Genomic DNA, 16,349 nt, shown 5'->3' on the forward strand with positions numbered 1-16,349 from the left:
GCAACCATGATTGAACTTCCAAATCTGGCGCTGCGCTACCGCGCCGCTGTCCTGGCCGCAGCCCTGCTGCTCATCGGCGCCGGCGTCTGGGCGTTTCAGAACCTCAAGGTCGAGGCATACCCGGACATTTCCGATACGGGTGTCGTCGTCATCACCCAGTTTCCCGGCAATGCCGCCGAAGAAGTCGAGCAGCAGGTCACTATCCCCATCGAACGCGCCCTGAACAACACGCCCAAGGTCATCGGCCGCCGTTCCCGGACGATCTTCGGGCTGTCCGTCGTCGAGCTGACCTTTGACGACGGCGTGGATGATTACTTCGCCCGGCAGCTTGTGCTCGAACGGCTGCGGGATGCCGAACTGCCGGAAGGCGTACAGCCGGGACTGGGGCCGCTGACGTCGGGCATTGGCGAAATGTACCGCTACCGGCTCGACGGCGACGGCATCCCGGAAATGAAGCTGCGCGAGCTTCAGGACTGGGTGGTGCTGCCGCGTCTGCTCCAGGTGCCGGGCGTGGCGGATGTGGCCACCTTTGGCGGGCTGGTCAAGACCTACCGCGTGGAACTTGACCCGCTGAAGCTGGAAAAATTCGCCCTCACGGCCAAGCAGGTGGCCGACGCCATCAGCGCCAACAACCGCAATGCCGGCGGTGGCATCGTGGACAATCAGCAGCAGAGCCTGGTCGTGCGTGGCGTCGGGCTGGTTCGCTCCCGGCAGGACATTGAACGCATTGTCATCGGGGCCTTTGATGGTGTCCCCCTGTTTGTCCGGGATGTGGCGCAGGTGAGCATCGCCCCGGCGCTGCAAACCGGTATTTTCGGCTATGACGACGTATCCGGCGGCGTCGAGGGCATTGTGCTGTTGCGCCGGTGGGAAAATCCAAGCGACACGCTGGCCGCGCTCAAGGAAGCCATTGCCGAACTCAACACCCAGCTTGCCCCGCAGGGTGTCCGCCTCGTGACCGTCTATGACCGGGGGGAACTGGTTTCCAACACCCTGCGTACCGTCTCGCGGACACTCATTGAAGGGCTTATCGTCGTTACGCTCGTGCTGTTTTTCTTCCTGGGCGACGTGCGGGCGGCGCTGCTGACGGCTATCACCATCCCGCTGTCGCTGCTGTTTGCCTTTGTCTGTCTGAAGCTGGCCGGCATTCCTGCCAATCTGTTGAGTCTGGGGGCGCTCGATTTCGGCATCATCGTGGACGGCACGCTGGTCATGGTGGAGCACATCGTGCACCGGCTGGCGGATGACCGGCATTCCCGGCGAAGTGTGTTTGAAACCGTCCGGCGGGCGGCGCTCGACATCGAGCGGCCGGTGTTTTTTTCCATGGTCATTCTGATTTCCGCCTACCTGCCGCTGTTCACCATGGAGCGGGTCGAGTACCGGTTGTTTGGCCCTATGGCGTTTACCGTGTGCAGTGCGCTGCTGGGGTCACTCGTGCTGTCCCTGACGCTGACGCCGGTGCTGGCCAGCTACTGGCTGACGCGCAGTGTGCGGACGTGGGAAAACCCGGTTGTCCGGTGGCTGCGGCAGGGCTATGCCGCTGCGCTGGAAGTGACCCTGGCGCGCCCCTGGCTCACCGTGGGGGCTGCCGGCGCCATCGTGCTGGTTGGACTTGGCATCGGGCTGCGCCTTGGGACGGAGTTCCTGCCGCAGCTCGATGAAGGCGTCATCTGGATTCGCGCCAACCTGCCGCCTGGCATTTCCCTGACGGAATCGGCTCGCACGGCCAATCGCATCCGTGCGCTGATTCGGGAATTTCCAGAGGTTTCCGGCGTCATCTCCCAGAGTGGGCGCAATGACGACGGCACCGACCCCTTCGGTCCCAACCGCAACGAACTGCTGGTCAACCTGCACCCTTACGAAAGCTGGACGACCGGCCGCACCAAGGCCCAACTCGTGGCCGAGATGTCACGCCGGTTGGAAGCCAGCATTCCCGGAGCGACCTTCAACTTCACCCAGCCCATCATTGACACCTCGACCGAAATGGCCACCGGATCGAGTGCCGACCTGGCCATCATTCTGCGCGGCCCCGATCTGAAGCAGTTGCGGGAGCTGGCCAAACAAACCCTGGCCATTGTCCGGCAGATTCCGGGCGCGGCTGACAGCTCCATTGAACAGGAAGCCGACCAGCCGCAACTGCGGCTGCGCGTCAACCGGGAAGAAGTGGCGCGCTACGGCATCAACGTGGCTGATGTACAGGACCTCATCGAGCTGGCCATCGGCGGCCGGCCGGTGGGCGTGGTGTTTGAGGGCGAGCGGCGGTTTGACATCGTCGTCCGCTACACACCGGAAGCCCGCGCCAGCACGGCCACGATTGGCAAGCTTCTGGTGCCGACGGCCGATGGCGGGCGCATTCCCCTGTCGCAACTTGCTGAAATTGCCGTCGTGGAAGGGGCCAGCATCATTGCCCGGCGTGAAAACCAGCGCCAGGTGACGGTGCGCACCAACATCCGGGGACGTGACCAGGGCGGCTTTGTCCGCGAAGCCCAGCAGGCTGTAGCCGCCCAGGTCAACCTGCCTGAAGGCTACGCCGTCGAGTGGGGCGGACAGTTCGAGAACCTCACCCGCGCGCGGGCGCGGCTGACCATCGTGCTGCCGGTGACGCTGGCCATCATTTTCGGGCTGCTGTTTATGACGTTCGGCCGGGCGCGGGATGCTGGCATCGTGCTCGCCAGCGTTCCCTTTGCGCTCGTCGGCGGGCTGGTGGCCCTGTGGCTGCGCAATATCAACCTGAGCGTTTCGGCCGCCGTTGGTTTCATTTCCCTGTTTGGCGTCGCGGTGATGAGCGGCGTGCTCATCGTGTCGGAAATCAACCGCCTGCGTGAAGTTGAGGGGCTGTCCGTACGGGACGCCATTTTCACCGGCGCCTGTCAGCAGATGCGGCCGGTGCTGATGATGCTCATCGTGGCACTGCTGGGGATGATTCCGGCAGCGCGCGCCGTCGGAATCGGCTCGGATGTCCAGCGTCCGCTGGCGACCGTCGTCGTGGGCGGTCTCTTTTCGGCCCTGATTCTGACGCTGCTGGCTCTGCCCAGCCTGTATGCTGTTCTCGTCGCCGAGGAGAAGCCGCCACTTCCCGAAACCACAGTGCCGCCCGCCTGATGTCCGGCAAGCGCCGCTGGAGCGGCAACCCGCCGTCTTGCCGCCTAGGCCTTGGGCAGAGCGTGCTGGCAGAGGTACTTGAAAATGCCCTTCGAGGAAAGGAAACCGATGGGCTTGTCCTCGTCGTCCACAATCGGCACGTGGCGGTACTTGTGCATCGCCATGAGATTGAGCGTCTTGGCCAGGGTATCGCCGTGCCGCACAACGCCGGGGTTGGGCGTCATGATGGTATCCACCGGCGTGGCGTCCAGCTCGGTGATGCGGTTGGCAACCTTGTAGAGCATGTCGCGCTCGGTCACGATGCCGACCAGCTTCCCGCCACGGACGATCATCGCGCAGCCAAACCGCTTTTCCTGCATGGCGCGCAGGGTGGCCCCAATCGAAGTGCCCACCTCGACCGTAATGGCCGGATAGGGAAAGAGACGGTCAATGGTGTCTTCGGCCAGGGGCTGCTGAATCGGAAGCTCCGGCTCATCCATCTCCACGGCTGTGAGGTCAGAGCCACAGGCCTCACAGGTTTCTGCGCCAGGCAGGTTTTCAAAGCCACAAGCCGGACACTTCATGACGGCCTTTCCTCCACGGTGGGAATGGCACGCACCGAACAGACCAGGTTGGCAACGTGCAGGAGACAGCAGACTAACACGGCGCACGGTGTGGCGTCACCCTCTGAAATGGCCTCACCACTGAAACTGCTCAATCGTGCCCAGGGCCAAAGCCCAGTTGACGCGCGTCATGACGTGCTGCGCCAATGCCTGAATCCGCGCAGTGCGGGCCTGACTGAGCGCCGACTGCGCCCGGATGACCTCCAGGTTGTCGGCCACACCGGCGGCAAAGCGTTCTTCGGCAAGTTCGACTTCACGCTGCGCCAGTGTCACAGCCTGCTCGGCTGCGGCAACCTGCTCCGCTGCGGCCGACAGCAGGACCACGGCCAGCCGTACCTCCTGCTCGACCTGCCGCTGGACATCGGCAACCTCCAACTCACGCTGGCGGGCCCGGCTCTTTTCGGCCACCAGCCGGCCAAACGAAGCGCCACCGTTGAACACCGGAACGTTGACCCGCACCCCGAACGTGCGCGTCGGCAGGGCAAAGCGGTTCGGGCGCACGCCGTTCAGGCCATAGTCAGCGAAAACTTCAACCGAGGGGAGATGTTCGGCCGCCACGGCCGCCTGTTCCCGGGTGGCCGCTTCGTACTGAAGCCGGGCCAGGACGACTTCAAGCCGTTGCCGCAGCGCTGCCGACTGGGCGGTGGCCACGTCCGGCGTGGATACGGGGACGAACCGCAGCTCGCCGGTCAGGGTCAGTTCGGCGTCGGCCGGTACGGCCATGAGCCGCCGCAACCGCGCCTGGGCCTGCTCCAGCTCAACCTGCGCCTGCGCCCGGCGGGCATCTTCCTCGGCCAGGCGGACGCCGGCCCGAACAACATCGAGCTGGGTGGCCAGTCCGGCCGCGCGCTGTTCCTGCGCCAGATGCACCAGAGCGCGCGCCGTCACGATTTCGCGCTCAGCGGCGCTGACCAGCGATTGTGCGCGCAGCACATCCAGATAGGCCAGCAGGACTTCGCCGGTGATCTGTTGCCGCACGAGCTGCGCTTCCACTTCAGCGGCCTGGCGGGCCGTCTGCGTGGCGCGATGGCGCTGCACGGCCGACCAGTCAAACAACTGCTGCGCAAGCTGCAAGCGGGCGTCAAACGTGTCAAAGACGATGATGGAACTGATGCCCGGCAGGAAACCGCCCAATCCCTGTGCGGCCAGGTTGATGGCGGAATTGGCGCGTGTCACCACGCCACTGAGGTTGGGCAGCAGCGCCGCACGGGCTTCGAGGGCGCGTCCCCTGGCTTCCTCCCGGCGCTCGGCGGCAAGGCGCACCGAAGTTTCGCCGGCCAGCGCCATTTCCACGGCGCGCGCCGGGGACAGTGGACGTGGGGCGTGACCGCCAGCCGGCGGATACACGACGCCCGGCACCGGCAGACGGCGTACCGGCGGCAGGTGCTGCGCCGGGGCGCTGTTGCCGGACAGGGCCACCCCAATGATGACAGGCAGCCAGACGTGTCGGGACAGGAACATGGCCGTTTCTTGCCTCCACATGTTTACCTCCTCAGTCGTGGGCAGCCGATTTCACGGACGGCTCACTGCCCAGGCTTCGGCGTGGCCGGAACCAGCGGCGGCGGGCGAGCCAGGCCGCCAGATCGTCAAACAGGGCATAGAAGGCCGGCACGGCCAGCAGCGTCAGCAGCAGACACAGCGATTGGCCGCCAATGACGAGAACGGAAATCGAACGGTTGCTGCTTGCGCCGGGCCCGCGTGAAAGCGCCAGCGGGAACATGCCGGCGACAAAAGCCAGCGTGGTCATCAGGATGGGGCGCAGCCGGTCACAGTTCGCCTGAATGATGGCCGCATCGCGCGCCCAGCCGGCCCGCCGCAGGCCGTTCATGTGGTCAATCTGCAGGATGGCGTTCTTTTTGACGACGGCAAACAGCACGAGGACCCCCAGCCCGACGAAGAGATTGACGTTCTGCCCAACAGCCAGCAGGGAGACGAGGCCAAACGGGAGCGCCAGCGGGAGCGTCAGCAGAATGGTCACGGGATGGATGAACGACTCGAACTGGGCGGCCAGAACGACATACATCAGGACGAAAGTCAGCCCGAAAGCGATGGCAAAGTAGTAGGCGGATTCCGCCATGTCTTTGGCATCCCCGGCAAAGACCCGCTCGTAGCCGGGGGCCAGTTCGAGCGCCTGGAACGCGGCATCAATTTGTTCGGTGGCCGCCGAAAGTGAATACCCGGCGGCGACATTCGCCAGAACGGTGACATAGCGCTGGCGGTTGAGGCGCTCGATGGCCACCGGCCCCGTCCCTTCAACAAGGCGCACCAGGCCGGACAGTGGCACGGGCGCGCCCTTGGCCGTCGGCACGGCAATTGCCCCCAGACGTTCCGGCAGGCTGCGAAAGGCATCCGTTGCGCGCAGCCGGATGCGCGGCCGGTCAGCGGCCGCTCCGGCGTCGGCCGCCAGCGTACCGACTTCCACCCCGGCCACCAGCAGGTTGAGCGTGGTGGCCACGTCTTCGACGGCGACACCGAGATCAGCCGCCCGCGCCCGGTCAACGACCAGGCGCAGTTCCGGCGCGCCCAGCACGAGCGTCGAGTTGACATCCACCACCCCCGGCATCCGGCGCATGGCTTCCATGAGACGTTCGGCGTACAGCGCCAGCGGCTCCAGTTCGGGGCCGCGCAACACATACTGGATCGTCGCGTTTTCATAGCCCCCGCCGGCAAAAGGCGTAATCGGCTGCACACTGGTACGCACCTGTGCGGCATAGGGCCGCAGACGTTCGCGTGCCAGCCCGATGAGTTCCCTCTGCGAGGCGGTGCGTTCCGCCAGAGGTCTCAGCTTGACGTAGATGTAGCCACGGGAAGCCACGGGTGGATCGCCGCTTCCGGCCGTCGTCAGGGTGTGGGCGACGCCGGGCAGGGTACGCAGATCGGCCGCGATGCGCTCGACCAGCAGGCTCATGGCAGCGAGGGACGTTCCTTCCGGGGCGCGGAGCGTCACCTCGAACTCCGATTCATCATCCTGGGGGATGAAGTCCTTGCCGATGACGATAAACAGCGGAACAACGGAAGCCGCCACGCCCAGACACATCAGGGCCACCCATCCGCGCCGGCGAACCGACCAGTCCACCAGCGGCCCGTAATAGCGCGCCGTCCAACCGGCAGCGGCGGGCCGGTCCGGGTGCGAAACCGCCATGCGGGCGCACAGCATGGGCGTCAGTGTGAAGGAAACGAACATGGAAATGGCGACGGCGGCCGCGGCCGTGATGCCAAACGGCGCGAGGAAGCGTCCGACGATGCCGCCCATAAAGGCTGTCGGCAGGAAGACGGCCAGCAGCGACAGGGTTGTGGCCAACACAGCCAGTCCGATTTCCCGCGTCGCAGCGACTGCGGCTTCAAACGGCGGCAGTCCTTTTTCACGGATGAACCGCTCGATGTTTTCGAGCACGATGATGGCATCGTCAATGACAACGCCCACCATGAGCGTCAGTGCCAGCAGTGTGATGGTGTCCAGCGTGTAGCCAAACGTGGCCATGACGCCAAACGCGCCAATGATGGACGTTGGGATGGCAAGGGCGGCAATGAGTGTCAGCCCCAGGCGCCGGAGAAACACCAGCACCACAAGACATGCCAACAGGCTCCCTTCAAGCAGGTGGGTTTTGACATCGTTGACAGCGGCTTCGATGAAGATGGACTTGTCGCCGACTTCGGTCACGGTGACTTCCGGGGGCAGACTGGCACGGATTTCGGTCAGCCTGGCCTTGACGGCGGCAGCCAGCGCCACGGCATTGCCACCGGCCCGTTTGGAGACCTGCACGATGACAGCCGAACGTCCGTCCAGCGCCGTGATGGTACGGGGCAGCGGCGTGGTTTCCTCGACGTGGGCGACCTCCTCCAGGCAGACGGGATAGGTCTGGCGGTAGGCCAGCGGCAACCGGCGCAGGGTGGCCGCATCCGGGACTTTGCCTGGGGCGCGCAGGGCCGTTTCGCGCGCGCCCTGCTCCAGCGTCCCGGCCGGGGCGTCACGGTTCTGGCGTTCGATGGCGGCAACGGCGTCGAGTGGCGTCAGGTCGTAAGCGCGCAGACGCAGCGGATCAAGTGTGACACGCACTTCGGGCTGCACCCCACCGAGCAGCGCCACTCGCCCGACGCCATCGAGGGTTTCCAGTTGTTCCTTGATCTGGCGTCGTGCTAGACGTGTCGTTTCAACCAGCGGATAGGGAGCGGACACGGCCAGCCGGATGACCGGCGAGGCATTGGTTTCAAACTTCTGAACCGTAGGCGGTTCAATGGTTTTGGGCAGTTCGGGGATGACAAGGTTGACCTTGTCGCGGACTTCCTGGGCCGCCACGTCGAAGTCCTTGTTGAGTGAAAACTGGATATTGACCTGCGAGATGCCTTCAACTGAAGTGGAGCGGATTTCTTTGACGCCGCTGATGGCATTGACGGCCGACTCGACTTTTTCCGTGATGTCGCGCTCGATTTCGACGGCCGAAGCACCGGGATTGGCGATGACAACAGTGACAACCGGGAAATCAACATTGGGGAATCTATCCACACCGAGCGTTCCATAGCCGACCAGCCCAAAGACGGCAATGGCCACGATGAGCATGGTTGTGAAAACCGGACGCTGAATACAGATTTCAGCCAGCCACTGCATTTTCTAGTCTGAATATTCCAGGTTGAGGAATAAAATGTTTGTCTGTCTCATTGTGTGGTTTTTTATTTCCATTCTCAGTGTATTTTCAGCTTTTTCATTACTTTCCATTTTTCTCGAAAAGAAAGAAATAATAAAATTGCTTGGTATTCAGCCGTTTTTGACATCATTCATTGGGACATTGGCTTTGTCCAACTTGTTCATGATTCTTGCTTTCTTTTCTTCATTGAGAACAACACATCTTGTTGTTGTCTCAATCGCAGTACTATCCTACGCTTTTTTTTCACTCACAAGGCAGGATGTTCAAACTTTGGCAGACATCCTCAGAGAAAATTTTCTGACAATGCTAATCTCATCAGCATTGTCATTTTTTCTCATCAGCATTCCTCACCACGAAGCCTCAGATATTGTTGGTTATCATATTCAAATGGCGAAATATCTTCATGAATATGGATTGGTTACAGGTCTTGCACTTATCCATCCGCAACTCGGACATCAATCTATATGGTTTGCATTACCCGCACCTTTTGAAGATTTTCTGGGAATTTACTCCAGTTTGATAGTAGGCGGATTTTCGCTTTTTATTTCATTTTGCCAATTTTTCAGAAGCCTGTCTCGAATCAATAAAGACATTTACGAATTTTTTTTGGTGTGCTTTTTTCTTTTAAGTTTTGTCGCCTTTTATGCACGGGTCTACGTTACTTCTGTAGAAGTGCCACTTAATATCATCATTGGCATGACTGTCTTCTGCTCACTCAGGTATTTTTCATCAGAGGATGAAACACCGGATTCTGAAGTAAAACACCTTTTTTTCTGGCCAGCAGTTATTTTTCCTTCATTCGGCTTTGCGCTCAAACTTACCGGCATCCCTGTCTTTCTGTTTGGTATCTATCTCTTCATCCATAGATTTGGGTTCAAACTGAACAAAAGTCATCTGAGGTGGGGTATCATAACTACTATTTTGGTGTTGACCAAGTTAACTGCTTCGGCTTTAACTTCCGGGTGTCCTCTGTATCCTTCCAGCCTTTTTCATCTTCAAGCTCCGTGGTTTATTGGTGAAAACTCTTCAAAGGAGGTAATTGAACTTATCACTACGTTCGCACGCCTGGAGGTGACAAAAGCTCCAGAGAATATCAATCACCTGAATTGGATTTTTCCTTGGTCTAAAACCTTGGGCGGAAAAGGTGTGATTTATTTATTCATTTTCCTGATGATACTGATTCTTTCCTGCATCCTGGTTTTGAAGAAGGATTTTTTGATTTTTTGCAAAAAATATACCAGCGTGTTACTTTTTGCCGCTGTCGGCGTTTTATACGTCTTCATCAATGCACCTAGGATCAAGTTTATGGGACCTTACATAATCACAATGGTATCCATGTTTCTCCTTGCAACTTTTCAAAAAGACGCTATCCTCTCTTCTCTTTCTCTCGTGGCATCTTTTTCCATTTCAGAGATAATGGTTGCCAATCGCAAGCTCGGACTGATACAGGCATTGCTGCTGTTGTTACTGGTCATCTCCAGCACTCTTTACAGAGAAAAGTATAAACAATTTATTTTCCTTACAGCCTACACGCATAAACTTGTCCTACATTTGGCATACTTTACTGCGCTTACCTTTTACTCTTCTACAAACACAAATCTCCTGTTGCTCCCGGAAGTTTCTTCATTGAAACGCCAGTTTACGAGCCAAGACATCAATGGAGTCAAGTTCTTCTTTCCCAAAAATTCCATTTCCTGTGGTTACTCACCTTTACCCTGTTCTTTGGGTAAAGTATGGTCAGAGTTTTCACTTGAAGACATCGAGCTTATTGACAAAGAAAAAGGTATTGCCGGTGGCTTCAAAAGAAAAAACTACAGCCCGGAGTAGCCTTCATCTATCTGTACTGGAAACAGCTTTCCCGTCCTCCAGCTTCTCCAGCCCGGTCACAACGACACGTTCGCCGGCTTCCAGACCGGACCGGATTTCGACTTCCCCCCCGACGCCTTCCCCCACCTGAACCACTCGCAGCCGCGCCCGATCCCCCTCAACGACATACGCCACCTGCGCGCCCAGACCCGGATGCCACCGGACAGCCGCGCGCGGGGCCATCACCCACGGCGTACGCTCCGCCAGCAGCAGCCGCGCCGTGACGAACATCCCCGGACGCAACCGCTGCTCCCCATTCGACACGATGACCTCAACGCGCAGACGGCGCGCATCAGCTTCCACCAGCGGGCGAATCGTCGTGACCTCGCCACGAATGACCCAGTCGGGATAGGCGTCGGTTGTGGCCTCGACCGCCTGCCCGCGCCGGACCCGCCCGGCTTCCCCGGCTGGTACCTGAAGCTCCAGCTTCAACCGTTCCAGTACCACCAACTCCATCAGGGGCTTCTCCGGCGTGACATACTCGCCCACATTGGCAAACCGCTCGGCCACATACCCGGCAAAAGGCGCCCGTACGGTGGTGTCTTCCACGGCTTTCTGCGCCAGTGCCACGGCCGCCCGCGCTTCGGCAATGCGCGCCTGTGCCGCCCGTAAACCGGCATATTCGGCCCGCAACCCGTCCAGGATGGCCGCGTAGCGGCGGCGCGCCGCCTGAACCTGCGCCTGCGCGGCTTCCAGCCGGGTGCGGGCTTCGTCGAGCACCGCGCGGGTGATGTTGTCATGGCGGGCCAGCCGCTCGTAGCGTTCCAGGGTGGCCCCGGCCAGCCGCGCCTCGGCTTCCGCTGCGGTCAATGCCGCCTGGGCCGCCTCGGCCTCTGGCGTCTGACGTGGGTCAAACACCTCGCCGGTGAGTCCCAGCCGGGCCCGGAGCTGGGCTTCGGCCGCCTCAGCCTGTGCCAGAGCCGCTTCGGCCTGTGCCAGCCGCTGCCGCGCTTCGCGGTCATCGAGTCGCGCCAGCACCTGCCCTTCCCGTACCACAGCGCCCACATCCACCGGGATGTCCACCACCTTCCCCATTGCCGCCGAAGCCACTGCCGACTGCCGCCACGGGACAACGTTTCCCGTCGCCAGGATGGACTGCGGGCGCATCCGCACCTGCACGCGCGCCACCGTCACGGGCGTTGGCGCCTCCGTTGCGGCCGACGCCTGGTTTTGGGCTGGACGCTGACACCCAACCCCCAGAACCAACGCCACCAGACACAGCCCGCCCACGCCCCAGGCCGCCAGGCCATTGCTACCGCATCGGCGCACTGAAAGCTGCTCCCCTTCCCGGTGCCCCATGTCACGCCCCTGCCATTTCCGTACCGGTGCGGCCGGGCGCTGCACTCCAGGCCAGGATCAGGTCACACACCTGCTGCCGTTGGCGGCCGACCGGCGGCGCCAGGCCGAAGCCTTCGGCAAAGTAGATGCCATCGGCGGCAAACCGGACAGCCGTGGCTGTCACTTCATCCACACCATCGGACACCAGCAGCCGATGCCAGCGGTCATAGGCCGTTTGAATCAGTCCCAGCAGTTCGGGGTTGACGGCCAGCGCCGCCAGGAAACTCGCCAGATCGCCCTGCCCCAGGCCCAAGGTCAACGACTCGTTCGGATCGACCTCGGCAAAGGAAGCCCGTACGTAAGCCCGCAACCAGCGCCCCGGCTTTTCCGGCTCTGGATCACGGGCATACTCCCGCGCCATGGCGCGGTCCCACTCAGCAATGAACGTCTCAATCAGCGCCCGGATGAGCGCCTCCTTGGTTGGGAAGTGGTACAGCAGTCCCCCCTTGCTGACGCCGGCCGCGCGGGCGACGGCGTCAAGGGTCAGCCGAGGCAACCCCTCTTCAGCGACGACCCGCACCGTCGCGCGGAGCAGTTCATCCCGTGTCACCTGGGCTGGAGTTGCGGATTTGGTTGAAGGACGACGCATGGCGCGTACTGTACCGTCCAGACGGTACAGTGTCAACCCGGACAACCACTGGCACAACCCCTGGTTGCAGTTGCGCCTGTGAAAACCCGCTTTTACCGGGAACGTGGCGTCGAAGTCGGGGTAATCCGTGCCAGCGCCAGCTCGGCCGTCTCCCGGACGCTGAAATGCTCGTCCTCGATGGCCGCCCGCTCCAGTGTCGGCCGCACGTCGGTTTCACCGACGCCCACAAGCAGCCCCAGACCCCGCGCCGCCGCCGCCCGCACACGCCATTCCTTGTCGTGTGTTGCTTCAATCAACGGCACAACCGCCTTCGGATGGCGCGTCGCCGCCAGCGCGTGAACGTAGCGCCAGCGCATTGGCAGGGCCGTGTTCTTGAGGTTGGAGGTGAGCATGTCAAGCGACTGCATCTCCACCCGGACCGGAGAAACCGCTGGCATGGCCTCCGGCGGTGGCAGCGAGCGAATCGTCCGCTCACGGACAATGGTGAAGTTTTTGAGGCTGTGCCGGGCGGCAGCGCGCACCAGGGCATTTTCGTCCCGCACGGCCAGACGTTCGAGAATGCGCTGGGCCTGCTGATACGGCTCGATGCGCCGCATCTCCATCGTGCCCAGCATGGCAATGGCCTGAAAGCGCAGGTTGGGATGTTCTTCTTCCGTCGAGGCGACCAGATTTTCCACCAGCCGGGCTTCTTCGTCCGGGATGTAACCGAAGCTCGCCAGCGCCAGCATGGCCTCAACCCGGATGCCCATTTCCTTGGCCTTGCGCATCTCGATGAGCAAGGGCGAGACCGCCCGTTCGTCCACGACGCGGGGTGCGCTGTCGCAAAGCCGCAGGTGTGCGCGCCAGACTTCCCGGTTGCGCGCCGCCAACAGGGTTTCCAGCGCCTCCTCACGACCCAGCCGGACCATCTCCGAAGCCGTCCAGGCGCGAATCGTCCAGTCTTCGTCGTCAAGCAGGCGGATGATTTCCGGCAGCGCCGCAAAATCTCTGAGGCTCACCAGCGCCGAAACCGTCAATCCGCGCACTTCGGTCGAGTCGTCATGCAGGCGTTCCCGCAGCGGTTCACTGGCCCGTGGGTCTTCGAGTTTGCCCAGCGTATCCACGACAACGGCCCGAACCTCCGGCTCCGGGTCAGACAGCCGCCGCAACAGCGCATCCACGGCTTCCCTGGCTTCCGCTCCGGTACGCTCAGACAACTCACCGGCCGCCCGTACCCGACGTGTCGGGCGGGCATGCTCCAGGTTCGCCAGAATCTCACGTAAGGGACGCCGGCGTGGTTGTGCTGCCCGTCGGTAGAGCCACCGTATGGTCAGAACAATTGCCGCCGCCGTGCAAAACGAAGCAAACAGGACCCAGAGGACGGGAAGACCTTTCATGTGCGCTTTTCCTCGCCAGCGAGAATGCCAGAGCGACCTGCCTGTGGTCGTGGAAGTGTCTCTAATCTACGATAAAATCGCTATCATTCACAGTGGCCACAGCAACATCAGCATTTTCCCTCACCTTGCCGGGATGCATTACCCTGGCTTGAGCTGAAATTTGATTTGGCTTGCATCCAGAGCAACCTCCGCCGCCTCTGGCAACTCTGGCATGATGCTGACCTGACATATCCGCCAACCAGCCATGACATCACTCCGGTATATATCCCGACGCTTTGCCTTTCCACACACCATTCACAAACGCCGTAGTATCGCCGTTCCTCTCGCTTTGGGTGGCGTTTTGACTGTCGTGCTGAGCCTTGCCACGCCGGTCGGATGGACGGCCCCCAGCCAGGAAATCAGTACGCGGGTGGGCAACACGCAGCCTGTGCGCGTCGTGCGGGTCACACCAAAGCGGGTGGCAACCGTCATACGGCTTTCGGAAGAAGACCGGGAGTGGAACGCCATCCGCAACAGCAACGATCCACAGGCGTTCAAAACGTTCCTGGCCAAGTACGGCTCTGGCAGCAAGTACGGCCGCCTCGCCGAACAACTGGCCGAAAATGCTGAAATCGAGCGCCTGCGCGGCCGGGACAGGCGATACACAGATGCTCCACTCATCATGCGCGAACTGGCCTTTGATGAGTTTCAGACCGTGGACCTCACGCCCGAAGGCAACATCGTCAACCCGCGTATTCTCAAGTCAGAGGTCGTCGCCATTGAACTCGACCGGGAGAAAGGCATTGCCCTGGAGCTGGTACGCATTCCCGGTGGAGAGTTCCGCATGGGATCGCCGGAATCCGAAGCCGGACGCCTGCCCAACGAAAAACTCCACGAGGTGGCTGTGCCGGAGTTCTACATGGGACGCTATGAAGTCACCCGCCGGCAGTGGGCCTTTGTGGCGGCTTTGCCCAAGGTCAGGGATGACCTGCCGCCGAATCCCTCCCAGCCGGAAGCGCCGCGTGGACGACGCTCGCCCCGCGCGCCCCAGAACAATGACAATACGGACATGCTCCCGGTGGAAAACGTCACCTGGTCGCAGGCGGTGGAGTTCTGCCGCCGCCTCGAAAAGATCACCGGCAAACGGTTCCGGCTGCCGACCGAAGCGGAATGGGAATATGCCTGCCGGGCCGGCTCCACAAAGCCCTTTGCGTTTGGCGACACCCTCACGACGCGCGTCGCCAACATCAATGGCGAAGTGCCCTACGGTGCCGCCAAAGTGACGCCCACGGCCGGACGCCTGCTGCCCGTCGGCTCACTGGGCATTGCCAACGCCTTCGGACTGTTTGACATGCACGGCAACGTCTGGGAATGGTGCCAGGATGCCTTTGTCGAGGATTACGATAATGCGCCGACGGATGGCAGCGCCTACGATGTCGTCAATCCAATCTATCGCGTACGGCGCGGCGGCAGCGCCACATACAAGGCCGAGCTGTGCCGCTGCGCCATGCGCGGACGGGCCGAACCCGAACGCACCGGCCCCTGCATCACCTGCACCGGCGGCACCGGACTGCGGGTTGCCATTCTGGCGGAAGACCTGAAACTCACGGATGATGACGCAGAATGACGCACTGGCTTACCCACTTCCTCCCCGGCCGGCTTTGGGCGCATCTCCGCGAACATCCACGTGAATGCGCTTGTGGCGTCCTGTTGCGCCGTGCTGGATGGTGATCGCTGACTTGGGACAGTGGAAATGCTCCCGGCCGGCAATGCAATCCGTTCGGCATTCGCCCGTCCCTCGTGGGGCGGCGACATGACACAGGCGCGCCAGGTCCCATCAGACAGGCGTTCCAGCCGCCGCTGGCGCGCGTTGGGCTTGACGGTAACTTGCAGTATCATCGTTGAACTCCAGCGTCCATTGGCGTCAGTATCAGAATGCCTCTGTCAACCGGACGCCACATATCAGTTATGATTCCCTACCCACGACACAGGTCAGAAACGCCTCATGCCCATTCTGGAGTTTCCACCGGTCGAAGAAGCCGATGAACATGGACTGTTGGCGGTGGGGGGCGACCTTCACGTGTCTTCCCTGCTGCTGGCCTACAGCAACGGCATTTTCCCCTGGCCACACGAAGGCTACCCCATGCTCTGGTTTGCGCCGGCAGAACGGGCCATTCTGGATTTTGACGACTTTCACATCCCCTCCCGCCTGGCGCGTTACCTGAAAAAGGTCAACTATACCTTCCACATCAACACGGACTTCGCGGCGGTCATCCACGCCTGCCGCACCAGCGTGCGCAAGCGCCAGCAGGGAACCTGGATTACACCGGAAATCGAAGCCGCCTACACGGCGCTCCATGAAGCCGGCCACGCCCACAGCTTTGAGGCGCGTACCCCGGATGGAGAACTTGTTGGCGGCATGTATGGCGTCATGATCGGGCGGGCCTTTTCCGGTGAGAGTATGTTCTTCCGCGCACCGCATGCGTCAAAGTTCGTCATTGTGGAAACCGTCGCCTACTTCCGCCAGCACGGAATGACCTGGTTTGACATCGAAGTGATGACCCCCCACATGGCGTTGTTCGGCGCAAAGGAAATCCCACGGGCCGAATTCATGCGGCGGCTCAAACAGGCCATTGCCCAACCGCCCATCCCGTTGCCGCCGCCCAGACGGCGGCGCATACCCCATTCAGCCCTGTTTTCCTGAGCCATCCACGGCCACGGCTTCCGGCTTTTCCGGCACAGTCGCGTCACTTCTGAAAGGCAGCCGGAGTCGGCGATCTTTATAACTTGCAAAGACTGTAAAACCTGCGCCATACCTTTGTGAAAAGGGACAGGCTTCCATTGCCCATACCGG

Annotated in this window: 10 protein-coding genes; 4 read left to right on the forward strand and 6 right to left on the reverse strand. The window is 61.4% G+C overall.

Features of this window, described 5'->3' with window-relative positions:
* Positions 1–6: 6 nt before the first annotated feature.
* Complete coding sequence (locus CABTHER_RS12910) at positions 7–3,102, forward strand: efflux RND transporter permease subunit (RefSeq protein WP_014101104.1); 3,096 nt, start codon at positions 7–9, stop codon at positions 3,100–3,102.
* Between the two features lie 44 nt (positions 3,103–3,146).
* Here CABTHER_RS12910 and CABTHER_RS12915 read toward each other — a convergent pair whose 3' ends face one another.
* From CABTHER_RS12915 to CABTHER_RS12925, 3 genes are all read right to left on the reverse strand, one after another.
* Positions 3,147–3,665, reverse strand: a complete 519-nt coding sequence (locus tag CABTHER_RS12915; RefSeq protein ID WP_014101105.1) for a CBS domain-containing protein — start codon at positions 3,663–3,665, stop codon at positions 3,147–3,149.
* A 114-nt stretch (positions 3,666–3,779) separates the two neighbouring features.
* On the reverse strand, positions 3,780–5,165 hold the full coding sequence (locus CABTHER_RS12920; RefSeq protein WP_228374111.1) for a TolC family protein: 1,386 nt from the start codon (positions 5,163–5,165) through the stop codon (positions 3,780–3,782).
* A gap of 31 nt (positions 5,166–5,196) precedes the next feature.
* A complete protein-coding gene (locus tag CABTHER_RS12925; RefSeq protein ID WP_014101107.1) occupies positions 5,197–8,310 on the reverse strand; it encodes an efflux RND transporter permease subunit in 3,114 nt (1,037 codons plus the stop codon).
* A gap of 34 nt (positions 8,311–8,344) precedes the next feature.
* Here CABTHER_RS12925 and CABTHER_RS12930 point away from each other — a divergent pair, with 34 nt between their 5' ends.
* The gene (locus CABTHER_RS12930) at positions 8,345–10,174 is read left to right on the forward strand and encodes an LIC_10190 family membrane protein (RefSeq protein ID WP_014101108.1); all 1,830 of its coding nucleotides are present in this window, start codon (positions 8,345–8,347) and stop codon (positions 10,172–10,174) included.
* 3 nt (positions 10,175–10,177) lie between these two features.
* On the opposite strand, the gene CABTHER_RS12935 is transcribed toward CABTHER_RS12930, so the two are convergent.
* From CABTHER_RS12935 to CABTHER_RS12945, 3 genes are read right to left on the reverse strand one after another with little or no spacing between them, the layout of a single operon-like run.
* Entirely contained in the window at positions 10,178–11,512 is a 1,335-nt protein-coding gene (locus CABTHER_RS12935) for an efflux RND transporter periplasmic adaptor subunit (RefSeq protein WP_014101109.1), read from the reverse strand.
* 1 nt (position 11,513) lies between these two features.
* Complete coding sequence (locus CABTHER_RS12940) at positions 11,514–12,176, reverse strand: TetR/AcrR family transcriptional regulator (protein WP_187288474.1); 663 nt, start codon at positions 12,174–12,176, stop codon at positions 11,514–11,516.
* Positions 12,177–12,232: 56 nt separating this feature from the next.
* Positions 12,233–13,516, reverse strand: coding sequence for a HEAT repeat domain-containing protein (locus CABTHER_RS12945; protein WP_014101111.1), 1,284 nt, complete (start codon positions 13,514–13,516; stop codon positions 12,233–12,235).
* 349 nt (positions 13,517–13,865) lie between these two features.
* Between CABTHER_RS12945 and CABTHER_RS16175 the strand changes: the two genes are divergently transcribed.
* Complete coding sequence (locus CABTHER_RS16175; RefSeq protein ID WP_014101113.1) at positions 13,866–15,122, forward strand: formylglycine-generating enzyme family protein; 1,257 nt, start codon at positions 13,866–13,868, stop codon at positions 15,120–15,122.
* Positions 15,123–15,500: 378 nt separating this feature from the next.
* A complete protein-coding gene (aat, locus tag CABTHER_RS12955; protein WP_014101114.1) occupies positions 15,501–16,199 on the forward strand; it encodes a leucyl/phenylalanyl-tRNA--protein transferase in 699 nt (232 codons plus the stop codon).
* The last annotated feature ends 150 nt before the right edge of the window (positions 16,200–16,349 follow it).

This window comes from Chloracidobacterium thermophilum B, from assembly GCF_000226295.1.
GTDB classification, from domain to species: Bacteria; Acidobacteriota; Blastocatellia; order Chloracidobacteriales; family Chloracidobacteriaceae; genus Chloracidobacterium; species Chloracidobacterium thermophilum.